Genomic DNA, 18176 nt, shown 5'->3' with positions numbered 1-18176 from the left:
AATTCTCGCGCTCCGATCACCCGACTCCACACTATGACCACCGACACAGTCTGACCCGAACAAGACCGCCGACACAAAGGTGCGCAATGAACCTCCTCGACGACGCCAACGCCATGACAGGCGATCTGGTGCAGCTCAGACGCTCCCTCCACCGCATTCCCGAAGTCGGCCTCGACCTGCCTCGCACGCAGGACGTGGTGCTCGACGCCCTGGCCGGGCTTCCACTCGAAATTCACACCGGTAAGGCCACCACCTCGGTGACCGCCGTCCTGCGCGGCACGGGCGTTACCGGAACTGCGGCATCCACCGTGCTGCTCCGCGCAGACATGGATGCATTGCCGGTCGTCGAACAGACCGGCCTCGACTTCGCCGCACAGAACGGCGCGATGCACGGATGCGGTCACGACCTCCACACCGCCGCACTGGTCGGCGCGGCGCAGTTGCTGTCGAGGCATCGGGACCACCTCGCAGGAGACGTCGTGCTGATGTTCCAACCCGGCGAGGAAGGCTGGGACGGTGCCGCCAGGATGATCGACGAGGGCGTGCTCGACGCATCGGGCCGGCGAGCCGACGCCGCCTACGGACTGCACGTCTTTTCCTCGCAACAACGCAACGGAACGTTCTTCTCTCGCCCCGGGACACTGCTCGCCGCGTCCTACAAGCTCTCTGTCACCGTGCGAGGCGAAGGCGGCCACGGGTCGTCGCCCTCCACCGCACGTGACCCAGTAACCGCGATGGCCGAGATGATCACCTCGATGCAGACGATGGTGACCCGGACGTTCGATGTCTTCGACCCCGTCGTGGTCACGGTCGCACGCGTGCGGGCTGGTATGCGGCACAACATCATTCCCGACGATGCAACCTTCGAGGCCACGGTGCGGTGCTACTCGGCGCGCACCTACGACGCAGTGCCCACGGCGCTGCGGCGCGTTCTGGACGGTATTGCAGCCGCTCATCGCGTCGGCGTCGACATCGAGGTGACGGCCGAATTCCCGATGACCGTCAACGACATCGACGAGACGGGTTTCGGAGCGGCGACCGTCGCGAATCTACTCGGCGAGGACCGCTACGAGACTGCGGCACATCCCCTTTCGGGCTCGGAGGACTTCTCGTACGTGTTGCAGGAAGTGCCCGGGGCTTTCATCGGGCTCGGCGCGTGTATGCCCGACAACGATCCTGCAGCCGCTCCCATGAACCATTCCCCGCGAGCCGAATTCGACGACTCCGTGCTCGCCGACGCCGCGACCGTCTATGCCGGCCTGGCCATCGCTCGACTCGACCACGCCCCTTCACCCGAAAGTGATGCCCGATGACCGACAGCGCAACCACCTCGTTCACGTCCGATCCAACCCGACGACGCGAACGTCGGGAGAAGTTCAAAGCCATTGTGGGAGTCGGTGCCGGCAACGGTATCGAGTACTTCGACTGGACTGTCTACGCGATCTTTGCGGCCTTCTTCGCGCCGCAGTTCTTTCACACCGGCTCCGCCGTGTCGGACCTACTGGCATCCTTCGGCGTTTTCGCCGTAGGTTTCCTCGCGCGTCCGTTCGGAGGTCTGCTGTTCGGCTGGTTGTCCGACCGGCGCGGCCGGAAGTTGTCGATGACGCTCGCTGTCGCCTTGGCGTCGGTGGGTAGCCTCGTCATCGGCCTGACTCCGACGCATCAGACGATCGGCGCAGCTGCCGCCGTCGTTCTGGTGGTGGCTCGGCTGGCTCAGGGAGTAGCGCACGGCGGCGAGCTGCCCTCGGCCCAGACGTACATCATCGAATACGCTCCTCCGTCCAGGCGGGGCCTGTGGTCGAGTGTCATCTACGTATCCAATACGTCCGGAGTCGTGGCGGGAACGCTGATGGGCGCCGTGCTGACGACCGGGTTGAGCAGTGAGCAGATGACGGATTGGGGCTGGCGCCTGCCGTTCCTGTTGGGCGGAGTGCTCGGGTTGTTCGTCCTGTGGATGCGCTCTCGGATGGCCGAAACCGAGGTGTTCGAGAAGTCCGGCGACCCACAGGCCGAGGTTTCGATGCGCGAGCAGTTTTCGACCCATCGCCGGCAGATCTTGCAGGTGCTGTTCTTCAGTGTCGGCGGCACGGTCTTCTATTACGTCTGGGCCGTATCGGCACCGGCCTACGCGATTGCTGTCCGCGGAATCGATCCGTCGGGCGCTTTGTGGGCAGGTGTGGGGGCCAACATCGTGTTGGTCGCGTCTCTCCCCGTGTGGGGTGCGATCTCGGACCGAATCGGCCGAAAGCCGGTGCTCTACATCGGAACTATCGGTATCGCGGTGTTGTTGTTCCCGCTGGAAGCACTCGTCGGCTCGACCGCAGTGTCATTGTTCCTCGCCATGTCCATCGCCCTGTGCGCCATCGGAGCGATCCTCGCCGTTATGCCCGCAATGATGGCCGAGTTGTTTCCCACGGGTATGCGAGCAGCCGGCGTGGGTGTGCCGTACTCGATTGCCGTCGCAGCCTTCGGTGGGACCGCCGCATACGTGCAGACGTTCTTCGCCGATCGCGGTTCGCCGGAGCTGTTCCAGTGGTACACACTAGCGTTGCTGGCCGTGTCCATCACCGCCCTGATCACCATCCCCGAGACGGGAAAACGGGACTTGACTGCGTCCGAACCGACATCGGCGACCCGTCAGGTACGAAGTGCGATGTAGAGGCCGTGTTCGGAGGACGTATGGATCGGGTAGCGGTTGTCGTACTGCGTCGGGTCGAGGTGAGCGTCCGGGTACGCACGCAGGAACGCGGCGACGAAAACGGCGATCATCGACACCGCGAACGACTTCCCCGGGCAAGACCTCGGACCCTTGCCGAATGGCATCACCTTGGTGGAATCGACTACTGCCCCATGCGCGTTCAGTAGCCGCGCAGGATCGAACGTCGGCCCGCTCAGGGCATGAACGGCATGAATGTTCGGCATTATCAGCGTGTTTCGATGAAGCCGCACCACCCGGTCGCCGAACTTCAGATCGAAATCCTCCGTGACCCGGCCGTTGAAGACCGAACCTGGTGTGTCGACCCTCAGCGCCTCCATCACACACGCCCGCACCACCGCCGATGCGCTCGCGAGTTCCGGGGCAACCTCACCCACCCGGCCCTTCCACGTCGAATTCCTCGGTGCCAGTACATGTTTCAAGGTCGCGAGCACCGCGGTACGGGTGGTATCCACGGCGGCCACGAACGAGGTCGCAGTGTCGTCGCGGATGACGCCTGTGGAGAACCCGGAATCACTGTGCAGGCGCGCGAGGTGACCTGCGACGGTCGAATCCGGTGGGTGAGCCGACATCTGCAGCATATGCTGCTGCAGCGCGCGTGTGTTCGCACGCATCAGGCGTTGCTCGCGCGTCAACGGCAGGTGCTGCAGCCTCGGCTCGACCCTCATCGCGTAGGTGTTCGCGAACTTCCGCAACCGCAGAAAGTTCTCGTACAGCGCCTCCGCGAACGGGAGACTGCACTCGCGTCCCTCTCGGTCGACGTACCGGACCGGCGCGAACGCCGCCTCACCCCACACGGCCTCGGCCACTGCCTCCCGTACACAGACCGTCACGACCGGACGCAGGTCGAGACCGATTTCCCCGGACCCGACCGGTAGATGGCGATCCAGCGCACGCACGGTGACCTCGAGCGCGTCGCTCGAACCGGTCGCCACGACCAGGTTTCTCTTGCGTTCCTTGAAATCGGCTCGCTTCGACGACGCGAAGGTGACGGCCTCGGGGCTCAGCTGTCCGAACGAATGACGCGCGGCAGTATCACGGTCGATGTGAACGCCCGCGACCCTGGGATTGACCACCGCGTCGATTGCCCGCCGGGAGAGCGCATACAGCTGCACGCGACTGCCCCGCCACGTGCCGATGAAATCCGAGGCGCCGTCGCCGATGAAAAGATGATCACGGGTCAACTTGTGTTCGATGGCCCCTGAGACCCTGAATTCCGCCGACAGCGGCAGCACCCCACCCTCGAAGTCGATCCCCTGCCGAATGTAACTGGAGCGCTGCGCGAACACCGAGCTCACGTCATCACGGCTCCTCGACAATCACTCCGGCTGCCCCTCTGCTGCTCCAGCCAGCTTAATCGCGGATCGAGCGACGCAAGGAGGATCGGAGGGAGTATTTCGACGATACTGGAAACTATGATTCGCAACGTGGTTGTCGGACGCCTCCGCGCCTCGACCGATTCCGAGCAGGCCGATGCAGATGCAGCACAACTTCGAGACGGTCTCGCCGGAATCGCGGCGTTGAACCTGCCCGGCCTGCTCATGCACCACAGCGGCATCGATCTCGGAGTGCGCGAGGGCAGTTGGAGCTTCGCGATCACCAACGACTGGCTCGACGCCGACAGCTACCGCGTCTACGACCTCGACGCCGAACACAATGTTCACCGTGCCCGAATTGCCGAGGTCTGTGACCACATTGCTCGAGTGCAGTTCGAGATGTGAGCTTTCGAGCATCCGGAAATGCAACTCCCGCGGCAATCGAGATCTCAGAGAAGGCCACCGCGTGAGGGCACCCCTGACTCGACGGCCGAACGGACCGAAACGTAACGTCGCACCGATACGCACCATCCGTGCGAATAGCGCACCGAAGGAGATGCCGATGCCCGATCCAGACGCGGGAACCTTTGCCGAGGTTCAACTCCTGTACGGCAGGCAAAGCCACGCAATCGATTCCGGACGCGCGACGAAATGGGCAGAGACATTCACCGCAGACGGCGTCTTCGATTCGCCCAGTTACCCCGAACCCCAGGTCGGTAGCGACCAGCTGACCGCCTTCGCCCGACGCTTCTTCGACAGCGCGGCCGACGCGAACGAGAGGCGTCGGCACGTCATCACGAACATTGCCGTCGATCTCGTGAGCGTCGACGAACTGACAGTCGACTGCTACCTCCAGATCGTGGCAACACCGCGTGGCGGCGAGACCCGGCTCGTCCGATTCACGTCGGTCCGGGATCATGTTGTACGAGTGGACGATCGGTGGCGCATCCAACGCAGGACCGTGTCTCGCGACGACGCCTGACACGACCCCAACCACCGGCTAACGAAGCAGACGCCCCAACCGCGCCGCCGCAGCGACGACGGCCGCACCGAGTTCCTCTTCGTCGTCGATCTCGAACACCGACGCACCCACACTCGCCATGGCGTCTCCGCGGCGACCCGGGACCACGGCGGACACTCCACCGACCGATGGAATCACTTCACCGTGGGTGACCGTATATCCGACGCGTCGCGCCCTCGTCACTTCTGCACGTTCCCCATCCGCCGGGGGCAAGGACGCGAGCATTGCCAGGCCTGCAGATCCTCGGTCGATCGGATCGACCTGCCCCCCACGGAACGCAACGTGCACCTTCGCGCCTCGTGGCTCGACAACCATCAAAGCCCGTACTTCCGTTGAATTCTCGCGAACGACGAGATGGACGGTCGCTCCCAGCTGATCCGCCAGTTCTTCGAGAACGGGGCGCGCCACGGTTCGCAAATCTTGCTCGACGGGTTCGGCGAGCGCCACCAGCCCGGCCCCGAGCGAAATGCGCTTGAAATCGTCTCGCCGGCACAGATGATGAGCCTCGAGCGTGCGAACCAGCCGGTGCGCGACGGTGCGGTGCACACCGATTCCGTCGGCGATCTCGGTGATCGACAAGCCATTCGGATGTTCGGCCAGTAGCTCGAGCACGGCGAGGCCGTGGTGCAGCGTTTTGGACATCCCAGAATCGATGGCCACGGAGTGACTGCCGTCCATACGGCGTGGATCGGCGTCGGTCATGAAGCGCCCCCTATTGACGAGTGTGAGGTGGACCACCTACAGTTCGACGTGAATCGCACACTGCGTGCGATTATCGCACACAAGCTGAATCGCCGCAAGCTGTCCCCTCGGACCGCTTCGCAGGCCCGATCACGATCTTTCGCACGAGGAGAACGCCATGAACAACCCCAATCCAGGACGCGTCGTCGCTCGCACGATGACTGCGGTCTACCCCGAACTAGCAGGCAAGGTTGCTGTCGTCACCGGGGCCGCTCAGGGAATGGGATCGGTGTTCGCCAAGGGACTTGCGGCGCGCGGCGTACATGTCGTCGGTGCCGACATCAACGACGCTCGAATGAAGGAAACTGCGGAGCAACTCAACACGGAGCTGGCCACCGACTCGCTGGTCGAGCAGCCCGGAACGATCATCGGCGCTCGAGCCGACGTCACCGTCGCCGATGATCACGAGGCTCTCGCCCGAACTGCGCTGGCCGAATTCGGGCGGATCGACTTCTGGATCAACAACGCGGGGATCTTCCCGTTCGCGTACGCCGCGGACATCACACCCGAGCAGATAGGTGCCACGCTCAGCGTGAACGTCGAAGGCGTTCTGTTCGGTTCGCAAGCAGCAGGTCGCCATATGCGCGAAGGCGGCGCGATCGTCAATATGTCCTCGGTATCGGCGCTTCGCGTCCGTAAGGGCCGCGGTGCCTACTGCACGTCCAAAGCGGCCGTTGCCCACCTGACGGAATCCCTCGCCGTCGAGTTCGGAGATGTGGGCATTCGCGTCAACTCCATTGCACCCGGCTACATCGACACCGAGATGACTCGGTGGGTACAGGAAGATCCCGAAGCGCTGGCCAAGGCACTCGATTCCGTTCCCCTGCATCGACTAGGCGCACCGGAAGAAGTCTTCGGGCCGCTCCTGTTCCTACTGTCGGACAGCGCACGCTACGTCACCGGCCACAGCATTGCGGTGGACGGCGGGTCGCGACATGTCTGACACCGACTACGACGTCATCGTCATCGGCGGTGGCGGCGCAGGGCTTGCCGCGGCAGTCACTGCAGCCGAGAACGGTGCGTCCGTCATTCTTTTCGAGGCGCGCAAGGAACTGGGTGGATCGACGGCACTGTCGGCCGGATTGTTCACCGCTGCAGCGACAAGCGTGCAACGCGCCCTCGGAATCGACGACAGCGCAGAGAAGTACTTCCAGCACTACATGGATCTCAATCAGTGGATGCTCAAGCCCGGCCTGATAAGAACCTTCTGCGAGCAGGCAGGACCGACTCTGGAGTGGCTGATCGAACTCGGATTGGACATCCCCGCACAAACTTCCGGCAACGCACATCAGCCGGGCCTCAGCCAGGCGGGCGTCGAGGACGTCTGGAGGGGTCACGTTCCGAAGGATCAGGGGTACGGCCTCGTCCAGGTTCTGGACGCCGCACGCCGCAGGCACGGAATCGAGGTCGTTCTCGATACTCGTGTGCAAGCGCTACTCACCGAGAACGATCGGGTCGTGGGAGTCGTTGCCGATGATGTCGAACTCCGTTCTGTGGCAGTCGTCGTGGCCTCGGGTGGTTTCGCTCGAGATCCCGAGCTGATCGATATTCATTTTCCAGCTGCCAATCGGGCCGGCTCCGCTCTCTTCGTCGTCGCTGCCGAGGGCAGCCGAGGTGACCACCTTCGCTACGCGCCGTCGGTGGACGCGTCCATCGCAGGTCACGGGTGGGGGCTCATGCTGCCCACCGTCTACTTTCAGCGCTACCACCACTGGCAGTCGGGATTTCCCCCGAAATCACGTATTCACGTAAACGCCGCGGGACGTCGATTCATGGACGAGGACGCATCGTACGCGGTCTCGACCGGAATCATCGACGGTCAGGGTGGCTCCGCCTGGATGATCTTCGACGACGACGCTCGACTGAATCTGCCTGCGGGATATGCCGATTGGGCACCCGATCGTATCGAGGACGAGGCAGACGCCGGCCGGACACTTCGCGCATCCTCCCTCGCGGAGCTGGCCGAACTCATGGCGGTGCCCGCCGCGGCCCTCGATTCCACGGTCGAGCGATGGAACGCACATCTGCCCCACGGCGAGGACCCCGACTTTCTGCGCCATCGGACACTCGCCAACAAGGGCAGTACGTCGAATCCAGAACCCGTCGAGACCGCCCCCTTCTATGCCGCACGAATGCTCCCCGCCGAATTGGTGTGCACGCATGCGGGTTTGGAGATCGACTCCGATTCCGCCGTGCTGACAACACGCGGCACCCGCGTACCCGGCCTGTTCGCTGCAGGCGAGGCAGGGGCGGGAGTTCTCGGGCAGCGGTACGTCGGGGGCGGTAACGCTGTCGCCAATGCACTCACCATGGGCCGGATTGCCGGTCGAAACGCCGCCCTTCACACCGTCGATGCACAGCCACTGACGGCCTGACCACCCCCGACCTCGAGGACACCGATGACTACGAACGATCGCGCCGTGCAGCCCGAGTCGGATGCACGAGCCCCCAGCACGAACCCGAAACAATCTCCCCTGACAGTGATCCGGGCCGCTGTCGTCGGAACCGTCGTCGAGTACTACGACTTCGGCATCTACGGCTACATGGCCACCACCATCGCCGCGCTGTTCTTCGTGTCCGACGATCCGACGGCAGCCCTTCTCGGCACGTTCGCGGCGTTCGCCGTTGCCTTCTTTCTGCGCGTTCCGGGCGGAATCTTCTTCGGACACATAGGCGACAAGTACGGCCGAAAGAACGCGCTGTCCTGGACCATCCTGCTGATGGTGGTCGCCACCGCCGGAATCGGATTGCTCCCGACATACGTCACTCTGGGAGTGTGGGCCACCTCGGTTCTCGTCCTGTGCAGATGCCTACAGGGATTCGCTGCGGGTGGTGAGCTCGGAGGGGCAAACGCGTTCGTCTCCGAGTCCGCGCCGACGCGGTGGCGTGCGACCCAGACGTCGATGGTCAACACCGGAACCTATATCGGATCGTTGCTCGCCTCGCTGTGCGCACTGGCACTGAACTCCGTGTTCACCGACGAACAGATCCTCTCCTGGGCCTGGCGAATCCCGTTCCTACTCAGCCTCGTGATCGGCGGCGTCGGCATCTGGATCAGGAACCGTCTCGACGACACCCCGGAGTTCAAGGAGCTCGAGGACAAGGGAGAGACCAAGAAGCTCCCCATCTCTGAGCTACTGAGCACCTCGGGCGGCAGCGTTGTGAAGATCATCCTGCTCGGTGCGCTCATCACCGGCGGCTACTACATCGCATCGGTCTACGCCGCCACGTACCTCAGGACCGAGGGTGGCCAGACCTCGCAAGCAGCATTTCTGTCGACCTCGCTCGCGTTGGTTCTGGGAGTGATCACCCTGCCTGTTTCGGGCTACATGGCCGACAGATACGGGCGGAAGCCCGTCCTGTTCGCGGGTAGCTTCGCGGCCATCGTTCTCGGTGTCCCGATGTTCATGATGATGGCCGGCGGCACGCTGTGGCAGGCCGTCGTCGGGCAGTCGGTGTTGTTCATCGCGGTGTCCGTCGTCAACGGTGCCTCGTACGTGACCTACGTGGAAATGCTCAAGACCTCGGTACGGTACACAGGCCTGGCCCTGGGCAACAACACCACCAACATGTTGCTCGGTGGCACAGCACCTTTCATCGCCACGTACCTGATCTCACTCACCGGAAATCCGCTCGCACCCGCCGGGTACTTCGTCTTCTGCGCCGTCATCACCTTCGCCACGGTCTTCTTCGTGACCGAGACGAAGGGGACCGAACTGAAAACAGAGTGAGAGGCTCTCGCATGAACTTCGAGAACAAGACGATCGTGGTGACCGGCGCAGGCAGCGGCATGGGCCGAGTCGAATCGGAGATGCTGGCGGCCCGGGGAGCCAAGGTGTGGGTCACCGATATCTCGACGGCCACAGGCGAAGCGGTGGTGAAGAACATTCTCGATTCCGGCGGTCGAGCAGAGTTCTACCAGCTCGATGTCACCGCACCGGACTCGTGGACGGAACTGGTGAAATCCATCGAGTCATCGGATGGTGACCTCGACGGACTGGTGAACAACGCCGGTGTCAGTCACCGAGCGGGCATCGAGGACACTACCGTCGACGACTGGCACCGCGTCATGAACATCAATCTGAGCGCGGTGTTCTATGGAATGAAAGCTTGTGCGCCACTTCTCAAACGGGATGGTGGTGGTTCGATCGTCAACGTGTCGTCCATCGCCGGAATGCTCGGCTACTTCGCGGCAGGATACGGCGCCAGCAAATGGGGAGTGCGTGGCCTGTCGAAGGTAGGAGCACTCGAATTCGCCGAGTACGGAGTTCGAGTCAATTCGATCCATCCCGGCCTGGTCGACACACCGTTACTGCACTCCGGCTCAACGGCTTTCGTGGAGACAAGCCTGCAATCGGTACCCGCGGGGCGCGTCGCCGACGCCGAGGAAATCGCAGAATCGGTCACGTTCCTGCTGTCGGATTCATCGCGGTACATCACCGGCACAGAAATTGTCGTCGACGGTGGCCTGACCTCCGGCGGGATCTACCACCGCATCACCAACGAGTTGAAAGCTGGTTGCTGATGTCGAGTGACGACCGAGTGGAGATCACCGAGGTGCTGAATCGATACGCCCGGGCTGTGGACCGCTTCGAGGGACGGGACACGGGTGGCGGATAGCCGATCGAGTAGTCGTGTTCGACGAGTCGCTCCGCACCACTGCCGAAAACGTGCTCGACCGGTCTTGGATCACCTCCCGCCGTTCCCAAGCCGACCCGGTATTCGCACGTAGGGCCCGAAACAACAGGTGACACGTTGCCGACGCCAAGATCCGTTGGGTATCTACTATGGAGCCGGCATCATCGTCCACCCGCGCCGACAGGTTCGACCGGCGCGTCCGCGCTGCACTCGATGGGAGACTCGGTGAAACGTAAGTCCGCTTCCCAGTCGATGTTCCGCGACGGCGCTGGGAGCCTGGCGTTGGTGGCGGGCATCGTGGCTGTGATCTGCGCATTCGTGCCGTTCGTCGGAGACTTCGTGACCATCCCGGCCGGAATCGTCGCTGTGATCAGTGGCTGGATCGGTCTCGGCCGCGCGGTCGAGGGCGACGCGTCCAACGGTCGGGAGGCAGTGATCGGTGCGGCGCTCGGTGGCCTCGGATTGTTCATCGTGTTTCTGACCTTCGCGGCATCGTCAATGTGACCGCGACCGTCCCGAGCCGGTAGCGACGGAGCAGGCCGGATCGGACTACGCGCCGAGCTCCTTCTTCACAATCTTTCCGACGGAGTTCTTCGGTAGGGCGTCGTGGACGACCGTCCGGGTCGGCCTCTTGAACTTGGCCAGGCTCTGCGCGCAGTGCGCGTTCAGCTCGTCGACCGAGATACTGCGACCGGCTCGTGCAACGACGTGCGCGACCGGCACCTCACCGTAGATCGGATGCGCCTCGCCGACGACAGCCACTTCCAGGACGTCGGGATGCGATTGCAGGACGTGTTCGATTTCGCTCGGTGCGATGTTCTCGCCGCCGCGAATGATCATGTCCTTGAGCCGATCCACCAACACGAGATAGCCGTCTTCGTCGAGAACTCCGATATCGCCGGTGTGCAGCCACCCCTCTCGAACGGTCTTCGCGGTCACGTCCGGCAGTCCCAGGTATCCCTGCATGACCGTCTCTCCGCTCACCAACACTTCACCGGTCCGGCCAGGAAGGGGGCTCGGACCGTCGGGTGTATCGATCGCAATGTCGATACCGGGCAGCGCGATACCGACAGTGCCCGGCTTTCGAATCCCGTTCGGCGGGTTGATCGTTGCCGCCACAGTGCATTCGGACAGGCCGTACCCTTCGACGACGGGCACGCCGAAGATCGACTCGAACGACGCGATGAGGCCGGCAGGCATGGGCGCTGCTCCACAGATCACGAATCGAAGCGACGAGATGTCGCGGTCGGTCGAGCCGCGGTCCGCCAACAACGAGTACATGGTGGGTACCGCTGAGAAGTAAGTGGGCCGGACAGTCTCCACGTTGTCCCAGAACGTGTCCGGCGAGAAACGAGGCGCGATGTGCACACGTCCGCCTGCTCGCAGCGGAGCGACCGAGCCGACAACGAGTCCGTTGCAGTGAAAGAGTGGGAGCACCAACAGGCTCGTATCGGCATCGGTCAATTCGCAGGCCGTCACGATCGCGGCACTCATCCGGTCGACGTTGCGATGAGTCAGCACACAGCCTTTCGGCCGCCCCGTCGTTCCCGAGGTGTAGACGATCAAGGCAGGTGCCGAGCTGTCGACAGGCCCTGTTCCACGATGCATGCCGTCCAACTGCGGCGTCCGCGGACGACGGTCACAGGAATCCACGTCGATGAACGAAATACCCTGTGCACGTTCGAGAGTGCAGGCTCGCTCGCTACCGACGAGCACGCGGGCGGTCGAGTCCTCGAGCTGATAGCGCACCTCGTCGTCGGTGAGTGCGGGATTGACAGGAGTCAACGTTGCTCCCAGCACCCATGCTGCGAACATCGTGGTGATGATGTCGATGCGATTCGGGAGCAAGACTGCGACCACATCACCCGCTCCCAGCCCCGCGTCGACGAGTTCGGCAGCAACCGCGTCGACTTCGAGCCCGAACTCGGCATTGCTCAACCGAGTGGAGTCGTCGGACAGGCACGCGCCGTCGGGGTCGTTGTCGATGCGGCGGTACATGGACTGCAGAACCGGCGAGGAGGCGTCGAGAATTGGCAGCATGTGACGTAGGTTACGGATTGCCCATTCGAAAGACTTCGGTCCAGCAGCACAAAACCCGCGGATTATTTGTAGCCCGAAACGTAAAGGAACACCCGTGCCGATACCTGCCGACATCTCGCCTGCCTCTGCCCAGGCGGTGCGCACTCACGTGGCCGCGGTTGCCGCGCACCTCAATGCCCGGCTTGCAGATGTCGTGGCACAGATGCGCACGACACTCGCGTCGCGAATCACGGAACTGAACAACGAACCTTCGCTGATCGATCTGCTGGGATCGAGTATCGAGGGCAATGTCGACACGATCCTGCACGCCCTGCAGCACGACATCGGCGGTGCCGGATTCGAGCCGCCCGCGGCGGCCATCGAATACGCTCGCCGCCTGGCTCAGTGGGGCGTGCCGGTCAATGCCCTCGTTCGCGCCTATCGACTCGGACAGCAATTTCTGCTCGATCGAGCGTTCGAGACCTCGATGTCGTTGGACGCGCCCGACCCGGTCCGGATGGAAGCCCACCGCGTGATCGTCGATTCGGTGTTCGACTACATCGACTGGATCTCGCAACGGGTGGTCGCGGTGTACGAGACCGAACGAGAGTCCTGGCTGGCGGATCGCGAGAATGCTCGACTCGATGCGGTGCTCGATCTCCTGAACGGCAAGGGGTCGACGGATGTCGTCGAGCGAGTCACCGGGTATCGACTGCGCGGACGACACCTGGCCGTCGTGGCCTGGGTCGGCGAGTCCGCCGTTCGCGGCGACCGGATGCGCAGGTTCACCACCACCATTCGCGCTCTGGCGGCGGACGTGGACAGTCCAGCCCCTCCCCTGGTGGTCGGACGCGACGGCGCAACCGCGTGGGGATGGATTCAGATTCCATCGAACGACACAGATCTTGCCGCCGTTCTCGATCGCATCAACACTCGACTGCGGACCGAGGACGCACCCCTGTTGGCGGCCGGGGCGATCGGTCTCGACGCGGCCGGGTTCGTAACATCCCACAGGCAGGCTCAGCGCGCCCATCACGTGGCGGTTCTGGGTGGCCGAGGCCGAACGATCGAACGCTACGACGACCCCGGGTTGGCCGTGGTGGACCTGTGCTCTCGCGACCCGTCGGCACTGCAGGCCTGGGTCCTGGCCGTCCTGGGACCGCAGTTGGCCGCCGACACCGCACATGCCGAACGACTGCGCACCACGTTGCGGGTCTATCTCGCGTGCGAACGGAGCCTGGCCGCCGCGGCTGCGGTGATGACGATGCACAAGAACTCGATTCGCTACCGCGTCGACAACGCCGAGAAGCTGCTCCCCCGGCCATTGTCCGACGACCGACTTGCCGTCGAGGTTGCCCTCACCGCATGTCAGTGGCTCGGGGCTCGAATCCTCGCCTGAGAGTGCGTTTTGTGTCGGCGTCACAAATATCGACGTGAGCCTCGGGTCGGCGAACCATTGGGACTGCCGATACCGACCCCGTAGCTTTCTGTGGTGCAGGACACAGTCCGATGGTTGCATCACCGCAACCCGAGCCTCGGGCGACAGGGCTGACTCCTGCTCCTTCATCCTCAGCGCTCGCTACAGAAAGCTCACTCATGGGATTCAAGAACGGACAGTTTCCTCCTGTCGACCTCGAAACCTTCCTCGACCGGCCTCTGCTGGAACGGGTGAAAACCCTTGCACTGCACTGGGTCGACTACGGCTTCGGCTCGCCGAAGGTCATCCCCACCACCTATGTCGTCAAGCTCCTGGTGCTCTACATCGGGATCGGCCTGACTCTGGCAACACTGACATCCGGCGTCGGGATGCCGTGGGAATTCGGCTCGTGGTGGGACGACATGATCGTCTACCAGAAGTTGGTCTACTGGACGATGCTGCTCGAAACCGTCGGACTCGCGGGGTCATGGGGACCGATCGCCGGCAAGTTCAAGCCGATGACAGGCGGAATCCTGTTCTGGGCGAGACCGGGAACCGTTCGGATGCCTCCGTGGCCGGGCAAGGTGCCGTTCACCTCGGGGGACACCCGCACGCCGCTGGACGTCGTGCTGTATCTCGCGCTCCTGGTCAGTCTGTTCGTACCCGTCGTCGCGCCCGGAACACCGCCCGGTGCATTTGCCTCGATCCTGCCCGAGGGCATCGGCAACCTCGTCGATCCACGCTGGGCCATTGCGCCGGTCTTGCTCACCATCGCCGTGGGCCTCCGTGACAAGACGATCTTCATCGCTGCCCGCGCCGAGCAGTACGGTCCCGCGATAGTCCTGTTCGGCCTGGTGGGAATTCTCGGTGACAACGCCATCGTCGACCTCGTCGTCGGACTGAAACTACTCATCTTCTCGGTGTGGGTCGGAGCCGGCATCTCGAAATTCGGTGCACATTTCGCCAACGTCGTTCCACCCATGGTCTCGAACAGCCCCTGCATTCCCACTCGCTGGGCCAGGCGCAAGCACTACCGGAGTTTCCCGGACGACATTCGCCCCTCTGCAACGGCCAAGTCGATCGCGCACGTTTTGGGCACCACCGTCGAGATCGCAGTACCGATCGTGCTGCTGCTCACCACCAACACGACCGTCGCACTCGTCGGAGCACTTCTCATGGTGGCATTCCACCTGTTCATCATCTCGACGTTCCCACTGGCCGTGCCGCTGGAGTGGAATCTGCTGTTCGCCTACGCAGCGCTGTTCCTCTTCGTCGGACATCCTGCTGAACAGGGCTTCTCGATCTTCGACGCTTCGCCTTGGTTCGTGGCGACAGCACTGGTGTGCTTGTTCTTCTTCCCGGTTCTGGGCAACCTACGCCCGGACCTCGTGGCCTTCACGCCCTCGATGCGCCAGTACGCCGGCAACTGGGCATCCGGTCTGTGGGCGTTCGCACCGGGTGCCGAGGACAAGCTGGACCGAATCATCCGTCCCACGCGCAATCAGGTACGACAGCTCGAAGCAATGGGCTACCCGCCTGCCGTTGCCGAGATCACGATGCAGCAGACGATCGCATGGCGCTCGATGCACAGTCAGGGCCGCGGATTGTTCTCGCTTCTGATCCGCAACGTTCCCGATATCGACCGATGGACGGTGCGTGAAGGCGAATTCGCCTGCAACTCGATTCTCGGCTTCAATTTCGGCGACGGCCACCTGCACGACGCCTCCCTCATCGCAGCAATTCAGCGACGCTGCAGCTTCGAGCCGGGCGAGTTCGTCGTGGCCTGGGTCGAATCGCAGCCCATCCATCGAAAGACGCAGTCGTACAAACTCATCGATGCCGCCCTCGGCGTGATCGAAACCGGTACGTGGAACGTCGACGACGCGGTGTCCGCCCAGCCGTGGCTACCCGACGGCCCCATCCCCATGTCGGTGACGTGGCGGCGTCGCGCAGACTCGACAACCGCTCGACACTCGGCACCAGAGGCGTCGTCGGCGACGGCCGGTGCTGGAGAATCGACATCATGACACGATCCGCGACGATAGTGGGCAGCGGCCCGAACGGGCTCGCCGCCGCACTTGCTCTGGCACGCGACGGAATTCACGTCACCGTGCTGGAGGCGGAGAGCGAGATCGGCGGCGGCACCCGTAGCCACCGGCCGTTCACCACCGTCGATCTGCTCGTCGATCACTGTGCCGGTTTCCATCCGACGGCGGTGGGTTCACCTGCCCTCGCCGGTCTCGAGCAGCACGGACTGACGTGGCTGTGGCCCGAGATCGACTGTGCACATCCACTTCTCGACGATGCGGCGGCGCTGCTCCATCGTTCGGTAGACGAGACTGCCGCAGGTTTGGGTTCGGACGGCAGGCGATGGAAGGCGCTGTTCGGGCAGCCTTCGTCGGCGTACGACCGACTGTCCGCCGACTTACTCGGGCCGGTCGTCCACGCTCCCCGACATCCACTGCTGCTGGCGAGATTCGGTGCGCCGACTGCTCTGCCCGCTGCGGTGTTGTCACGCGCATTCGCCACGCCGCAGGCACGGGCATTGTTCGTCGGAGCAGCGGCACACGCGATGCGGCCGTTGACCGAAGTGTTCTCCTCCGCGATCGGGGTGGGAATCCTGACCGCGGGACACCACAACGGATGGCCGGTGGCAGAGGGCGGAACCGCGGCGATCTCACGGGCGATGCACTCCGCGCTCATCGAACTCGGAGCAACCGTGCAGACCTCGACGCGGGTTTCCTCGCGAGCCGATCTGCCGTCGTCGGACATCACGATTTTCGACACGACGCCGTCGGTGGTGTCCGACGTTCTGGGGCAGGAACTGCCGCCGCGCACACGTCGCTCCTACAACAAGTTTCAGCACGGACCAGCTGCGTTCAAGGTGGACCTCGCGGTGCGCGGCGGCGTCCCGTGGACCGACCCCAGAGTCGCACGAGCCGGCACCGTGCACGTGGGAGGTAGCGCCGCGGACACCATCGCAGCCGAGGCGGCAGTTGCAGCAGGACGAATGCCCGATCGGCCGTTCGTCCTCGTCGGGCAGCAGTTCGTTGCAGATCCTCGGCGCGCGGACGGAGACGTAGTGCCGCTGTACGCATACGCTCATGTTCCTGCCGGCCTCGACCGCGATGTCACCGACGTAGTGATCGACCGCATCGAGCAGTTCGCACCGGGACTGCGTTCGCGAATTGTGGAGACAGTCACCACGTCTCCGCGGAGCTTCACCGAAGGCAACGCGAATTTTGTCGGCGGCGACATTCTGTGCGGTGCGTCGTCACCGACACAATTGCTCCTCGGACCACGGCCCGGCCGAGACCCGTACCGCACGGGAACCCCGGGGATCTATCTGTGCTCTGCGGCAACTCCCCCCGGACCCGGCGCACACGGCATGGCGGGATGGAATGCGGCGCGACGAGCTCTGGACGACCTGAGGAAGTGCTGAACTACCTGCACAGAAGCAACTGAAATGCCTCCAGTGGGCTTTATCGGTCCTGACCGGAACCCTCGTAGTGCTGGGTGCTCAGCATGGTGAGCAGCCGAGGCCAACTGAGATCTTGTCGGGAAGCGCAGGAAAGCTGGTCGCGCGCGGGTAAGAAGCACTCGAATGCGCCCTTTCCCCCTCGCGGACTCTGCGGCGGGGTCGGACACTGTTGGGGCAGTGCCGACATCGGCGTGCGAGGTTCCGCGGTACGGCGGCTTCAGCAATTCCGGCGAAGGCCGGGAGTCATGGCAATGTCGGTCACTTGCCGGACCGTCAACACGCGGTCGGCGGATACATCGACGCGGCTGCCGTCGGTCCCGTATACCCGTACGCGACTGCCCCTTTCGGATGACCTGACATCGACGACGGTGCCGTCATTCAGTGTGCGACGCTCATCGACGTACCCGGCGATACACGGACCGGCGGGTTGGTCGGATGTCGACAGCATCACGTCCAGGTCGCCCACGGCCCCGCCCAGCGCAATTCGCCCGTACGCAGTGGCGCCGGTGTCGAAGGTGTCGAAGGTCAGCGGTGGGAACATCGCATCGGGCTCGACCGCGGTCCCAGCGGGCAGTGCCTGAATCAACGCGGCGGACTTGGCCGCTGCGTCGAACCCCACGGGGACAGAATCGGGTCCCGCGATTGCGTAATTGATTCTCTGCATGTCCTCGGGCAAGAGCACCTCCTCACAGCCGGGTATCGACACGGCGGCGGGTTGGGGATCGTGGAGTAGACCCGCGACTACGACGCCGGCTGCCACGGTGCCGACGACCACCGCCACTGTCGACCACACCGACCTCGGGTTACCTGGGCTTGTCATCTTGCCA

At 63.7% G+C, this 18176-nt stretch carries 16 protein-coding genes; 12 read left to right on the top strand and 4 right to left on the bottom strand.

Annotation, left to right across the window (positions count from 1 at the left end; all coding sequences use genetic code 11):
* The first annotated feature begins 86 nt into the window (after window positions 1–86).
* A complete protein-coding gene (locus O4220_RS24980) occupies window positions 87–1313 on the top strand; it encodes a M20 metallopeptidase family protein (RefSeq protein WP_269608247.1) in 1227 nt (408 codons plus the stop codon).
* Complete coding sequence (locus O4220_RS24975) at window positions 1310–2659, top strand: MFS transporter (protein ID WP_269608246.1); 1350 nt, start codon at window positions 1310–1312, stop codon at window positions 2657–2659. Before O4220_RS24980 ends, O4220_RS24975 begins: the two co-directional genes overlap by 4 nt.
* Here the strand turns inward: O4220_RS24975 and O4220_RS24970 are convergent.
* The gene (locus O4220_RS24970; RefSeq protein WP_269608245.1) at window positions 2638–4014 is read right to left on the bottom strand and encodes a cytochrome P450; all 1377 of its coding nucleotides are present in this window, start codon (window positions 4012–4014) and stop codon (window positions 2638–2640) included. The genes O4220_RS24975 and O4220_RS24970 overlap by 22 nt on opposite strands.
* Window positions 4015–4131: 117 nt before the next feature.
* Between O4220_RS24970 and O4220_RS24965 the strand changes: the two genes are divergently transcribed.
* Complete coding sequence (locus O4220_RS24965; RefSeq protein ID WP_269608244.1) at window positions 4132–4437, top strand: Dabb family protein; 306 nt, start codon at window positions 4132–4134, stop codon at window positions 4435–4437.
* Between the two features lie 157 nt (window positions 4438–4594).
* Window positions 4595–5014: a nuclear transport factor 2 family protein gene (locus O4220_RS24960; protein WP_269608243.1), complete on the top strand. Its 420-nt coding sequence runs from the start codon at window positions 4595–4597 to the stop codon at window positions 5012–5014.
* A gap of 18 nt (window positions 5015–5032) precedes the next feature.
* On the opposite strand, the gene O4220_RS24955 is transcribed toward O4220_RS24960, so the two are convergent.
* A complete protein-coding gene (locus O4220_RS24955; RefSeq protein ID WP_269608288.1) occupies window positions 5033–5695 on the bottom strand; it encodes an IclR family transcriptional regulator in 663 nt (220 codons plus the stop codon).
* Window positions 5696–5912: 217 nt separating this feature from the next.
* On the opposite strand from O4220_RS24955, the gene O4220_RS24950 reads away from it, so the two are divergent.
* The 5 genes from O4220_RS24950 (at window position 5913) to O4220_RS24930 (ending at window position 10936) form a co-directional block, all read left to right on the top strand.
* The gene (locus O4220_RS24950; protein ID WP_269608242.1) at window positions 5913–6737 is read left to right on the top strand and encodes an SDR family NAD(P)-dependent oxidoreductase; all 825 of its coding nucleotides are present in this window, start codon (window positions 5913–5915) and stop codon (window positions 6735–6737) included.
* A complete protein-coding gene (locus O4220_RS24945; protein WP_269608241.1) occupies window positions 6730–8169 on the top strand; it encodes an FAD-dependent oxidoreductase in 1440 nt (479 codons plus the stop codon). Before O4220_RS24950 ends, O4220_RS24945 begins: the two co-directional genes overlap by 8 nt.
* Before the next feature lie 24 nt (window positions 8170–8193).
* Window positions 8194–9525, top strand: coding sequence for an MFS transporter (locus tag O4220_RS24940; protein WP_094616014.1), 1332 nt, complete (start codon window positions 8194–8196; stop codon window positions 9523–9525).
* A gap of 11 nt (window positions 9526–9536) precedes the next feature.
* Entirely contained in the window at window positions 9537–10319 is a 783-nt protein-coding gene (locus tag O4220_RS24935) for an SDR family NAD(P)-dependent oxidoreductase (protein WP_269608240.1), read from the top strand.
* Window positions 10320–10657: 338 nt separating this feature from the next.
* Window positions 10658–10936 carry a hypothetical protein gene (locus O4220_RS24930; RefSeq protein WP_332112879.1) on the top strand — a complete coding sequence of 93 codons (279 nt, stop codon included), beginning with the start codon at window positions 10658–10660 and terminating at the stop codon, window positions 10934–10936.
* A gap of 45 nt (window positions 10937–10981) precedes the next feature.
* Here O4220_RS24930 and O4220_RS24925 read toward each other — a convergent pair whose 3' ends face one another.
* Window positions 10982–12472 carry a class I adenylate-forming enzyme family protein gene (locus tag O4220_RS24925; RefSeq protein WP_269608239.1) on the bottom strand — a complete coding sequence of 497 codons (1491 nt, stop codon included), beginning with the start codon at window positions 12470–12472 and terminating at the stop codon, window positions 10982–10984.
* 94 nt (window positions 12473–12566) lie between these two features.
* On the opposite strand from O4220_RS24925, the gene O4220_RS24920 reads away from it, so the two are divergent.
* From O4220_RS24920 to O4220_RS24910, 3 genes are all read left to right on the top strand, one after another.
* A complete protein-coding gene (locus tag O4220_RS24920; protein ID WP_269608238.1) occupies window positions 12567–13850 on the top strand; it encodes a PucR family transcriptional regulator in 1284 nt (427 codons plus the stop codon).
* Between the two features lie 197 nt (window positions 13851–14047).
* Complete coding sequence (locus O4220_RS24915) at window positions 14048–15895, top strand: DUF3556 domain-containing protein (protein WP_269608237.1); 1848 nt, start codon at window positions 14048–14050, stop codon at window positions 15893–15895.
* Window positions 15892–17310, top strand: coding sequence for a phytoene desaturase family protein (locus tag O4220_RS24910; RefSeq protein ID WP_269608236.1), 1419 nt, complete (start codon window positions 15892–15894; stop codon window positions 17308–17310). The genes O4220_RS24915 and O4220_RS24910 overlap by 4 nt, the downstream gene beginning before the upstream one ends.
* Window positions 17311–17566: 256 nt before the next feature.
* Here the strand turns inward: O4220_RS24910 and O4220_RS24905 are convergent, their stop codons facing one another.
* Window positions 17567–18169: a hypothetical protein gene (locus O4220_RS24905; RefSeq protein ID WP_269608235.1), complete on the bottom strand. Its 603-nt coding sequence runs from the start codon at window positions 18167–18169 to the stop codon at window positions 17567–17569.
* Window positions 18170–18176: the final 7 nt, after the last annotated feature.

The organism is Rhodococcus ruber (assembly GCF_027270735.1).
GTDB lineage: Bacteria > Actinomycetota > Actinomycetes > Mycobacteriales > Mycobacteriaceae > Rhodococcoides > Rhodococcoides rubrum_A.
This window is presented reverse-complemented; position numbering and strand designations above follow the sequence as displayed.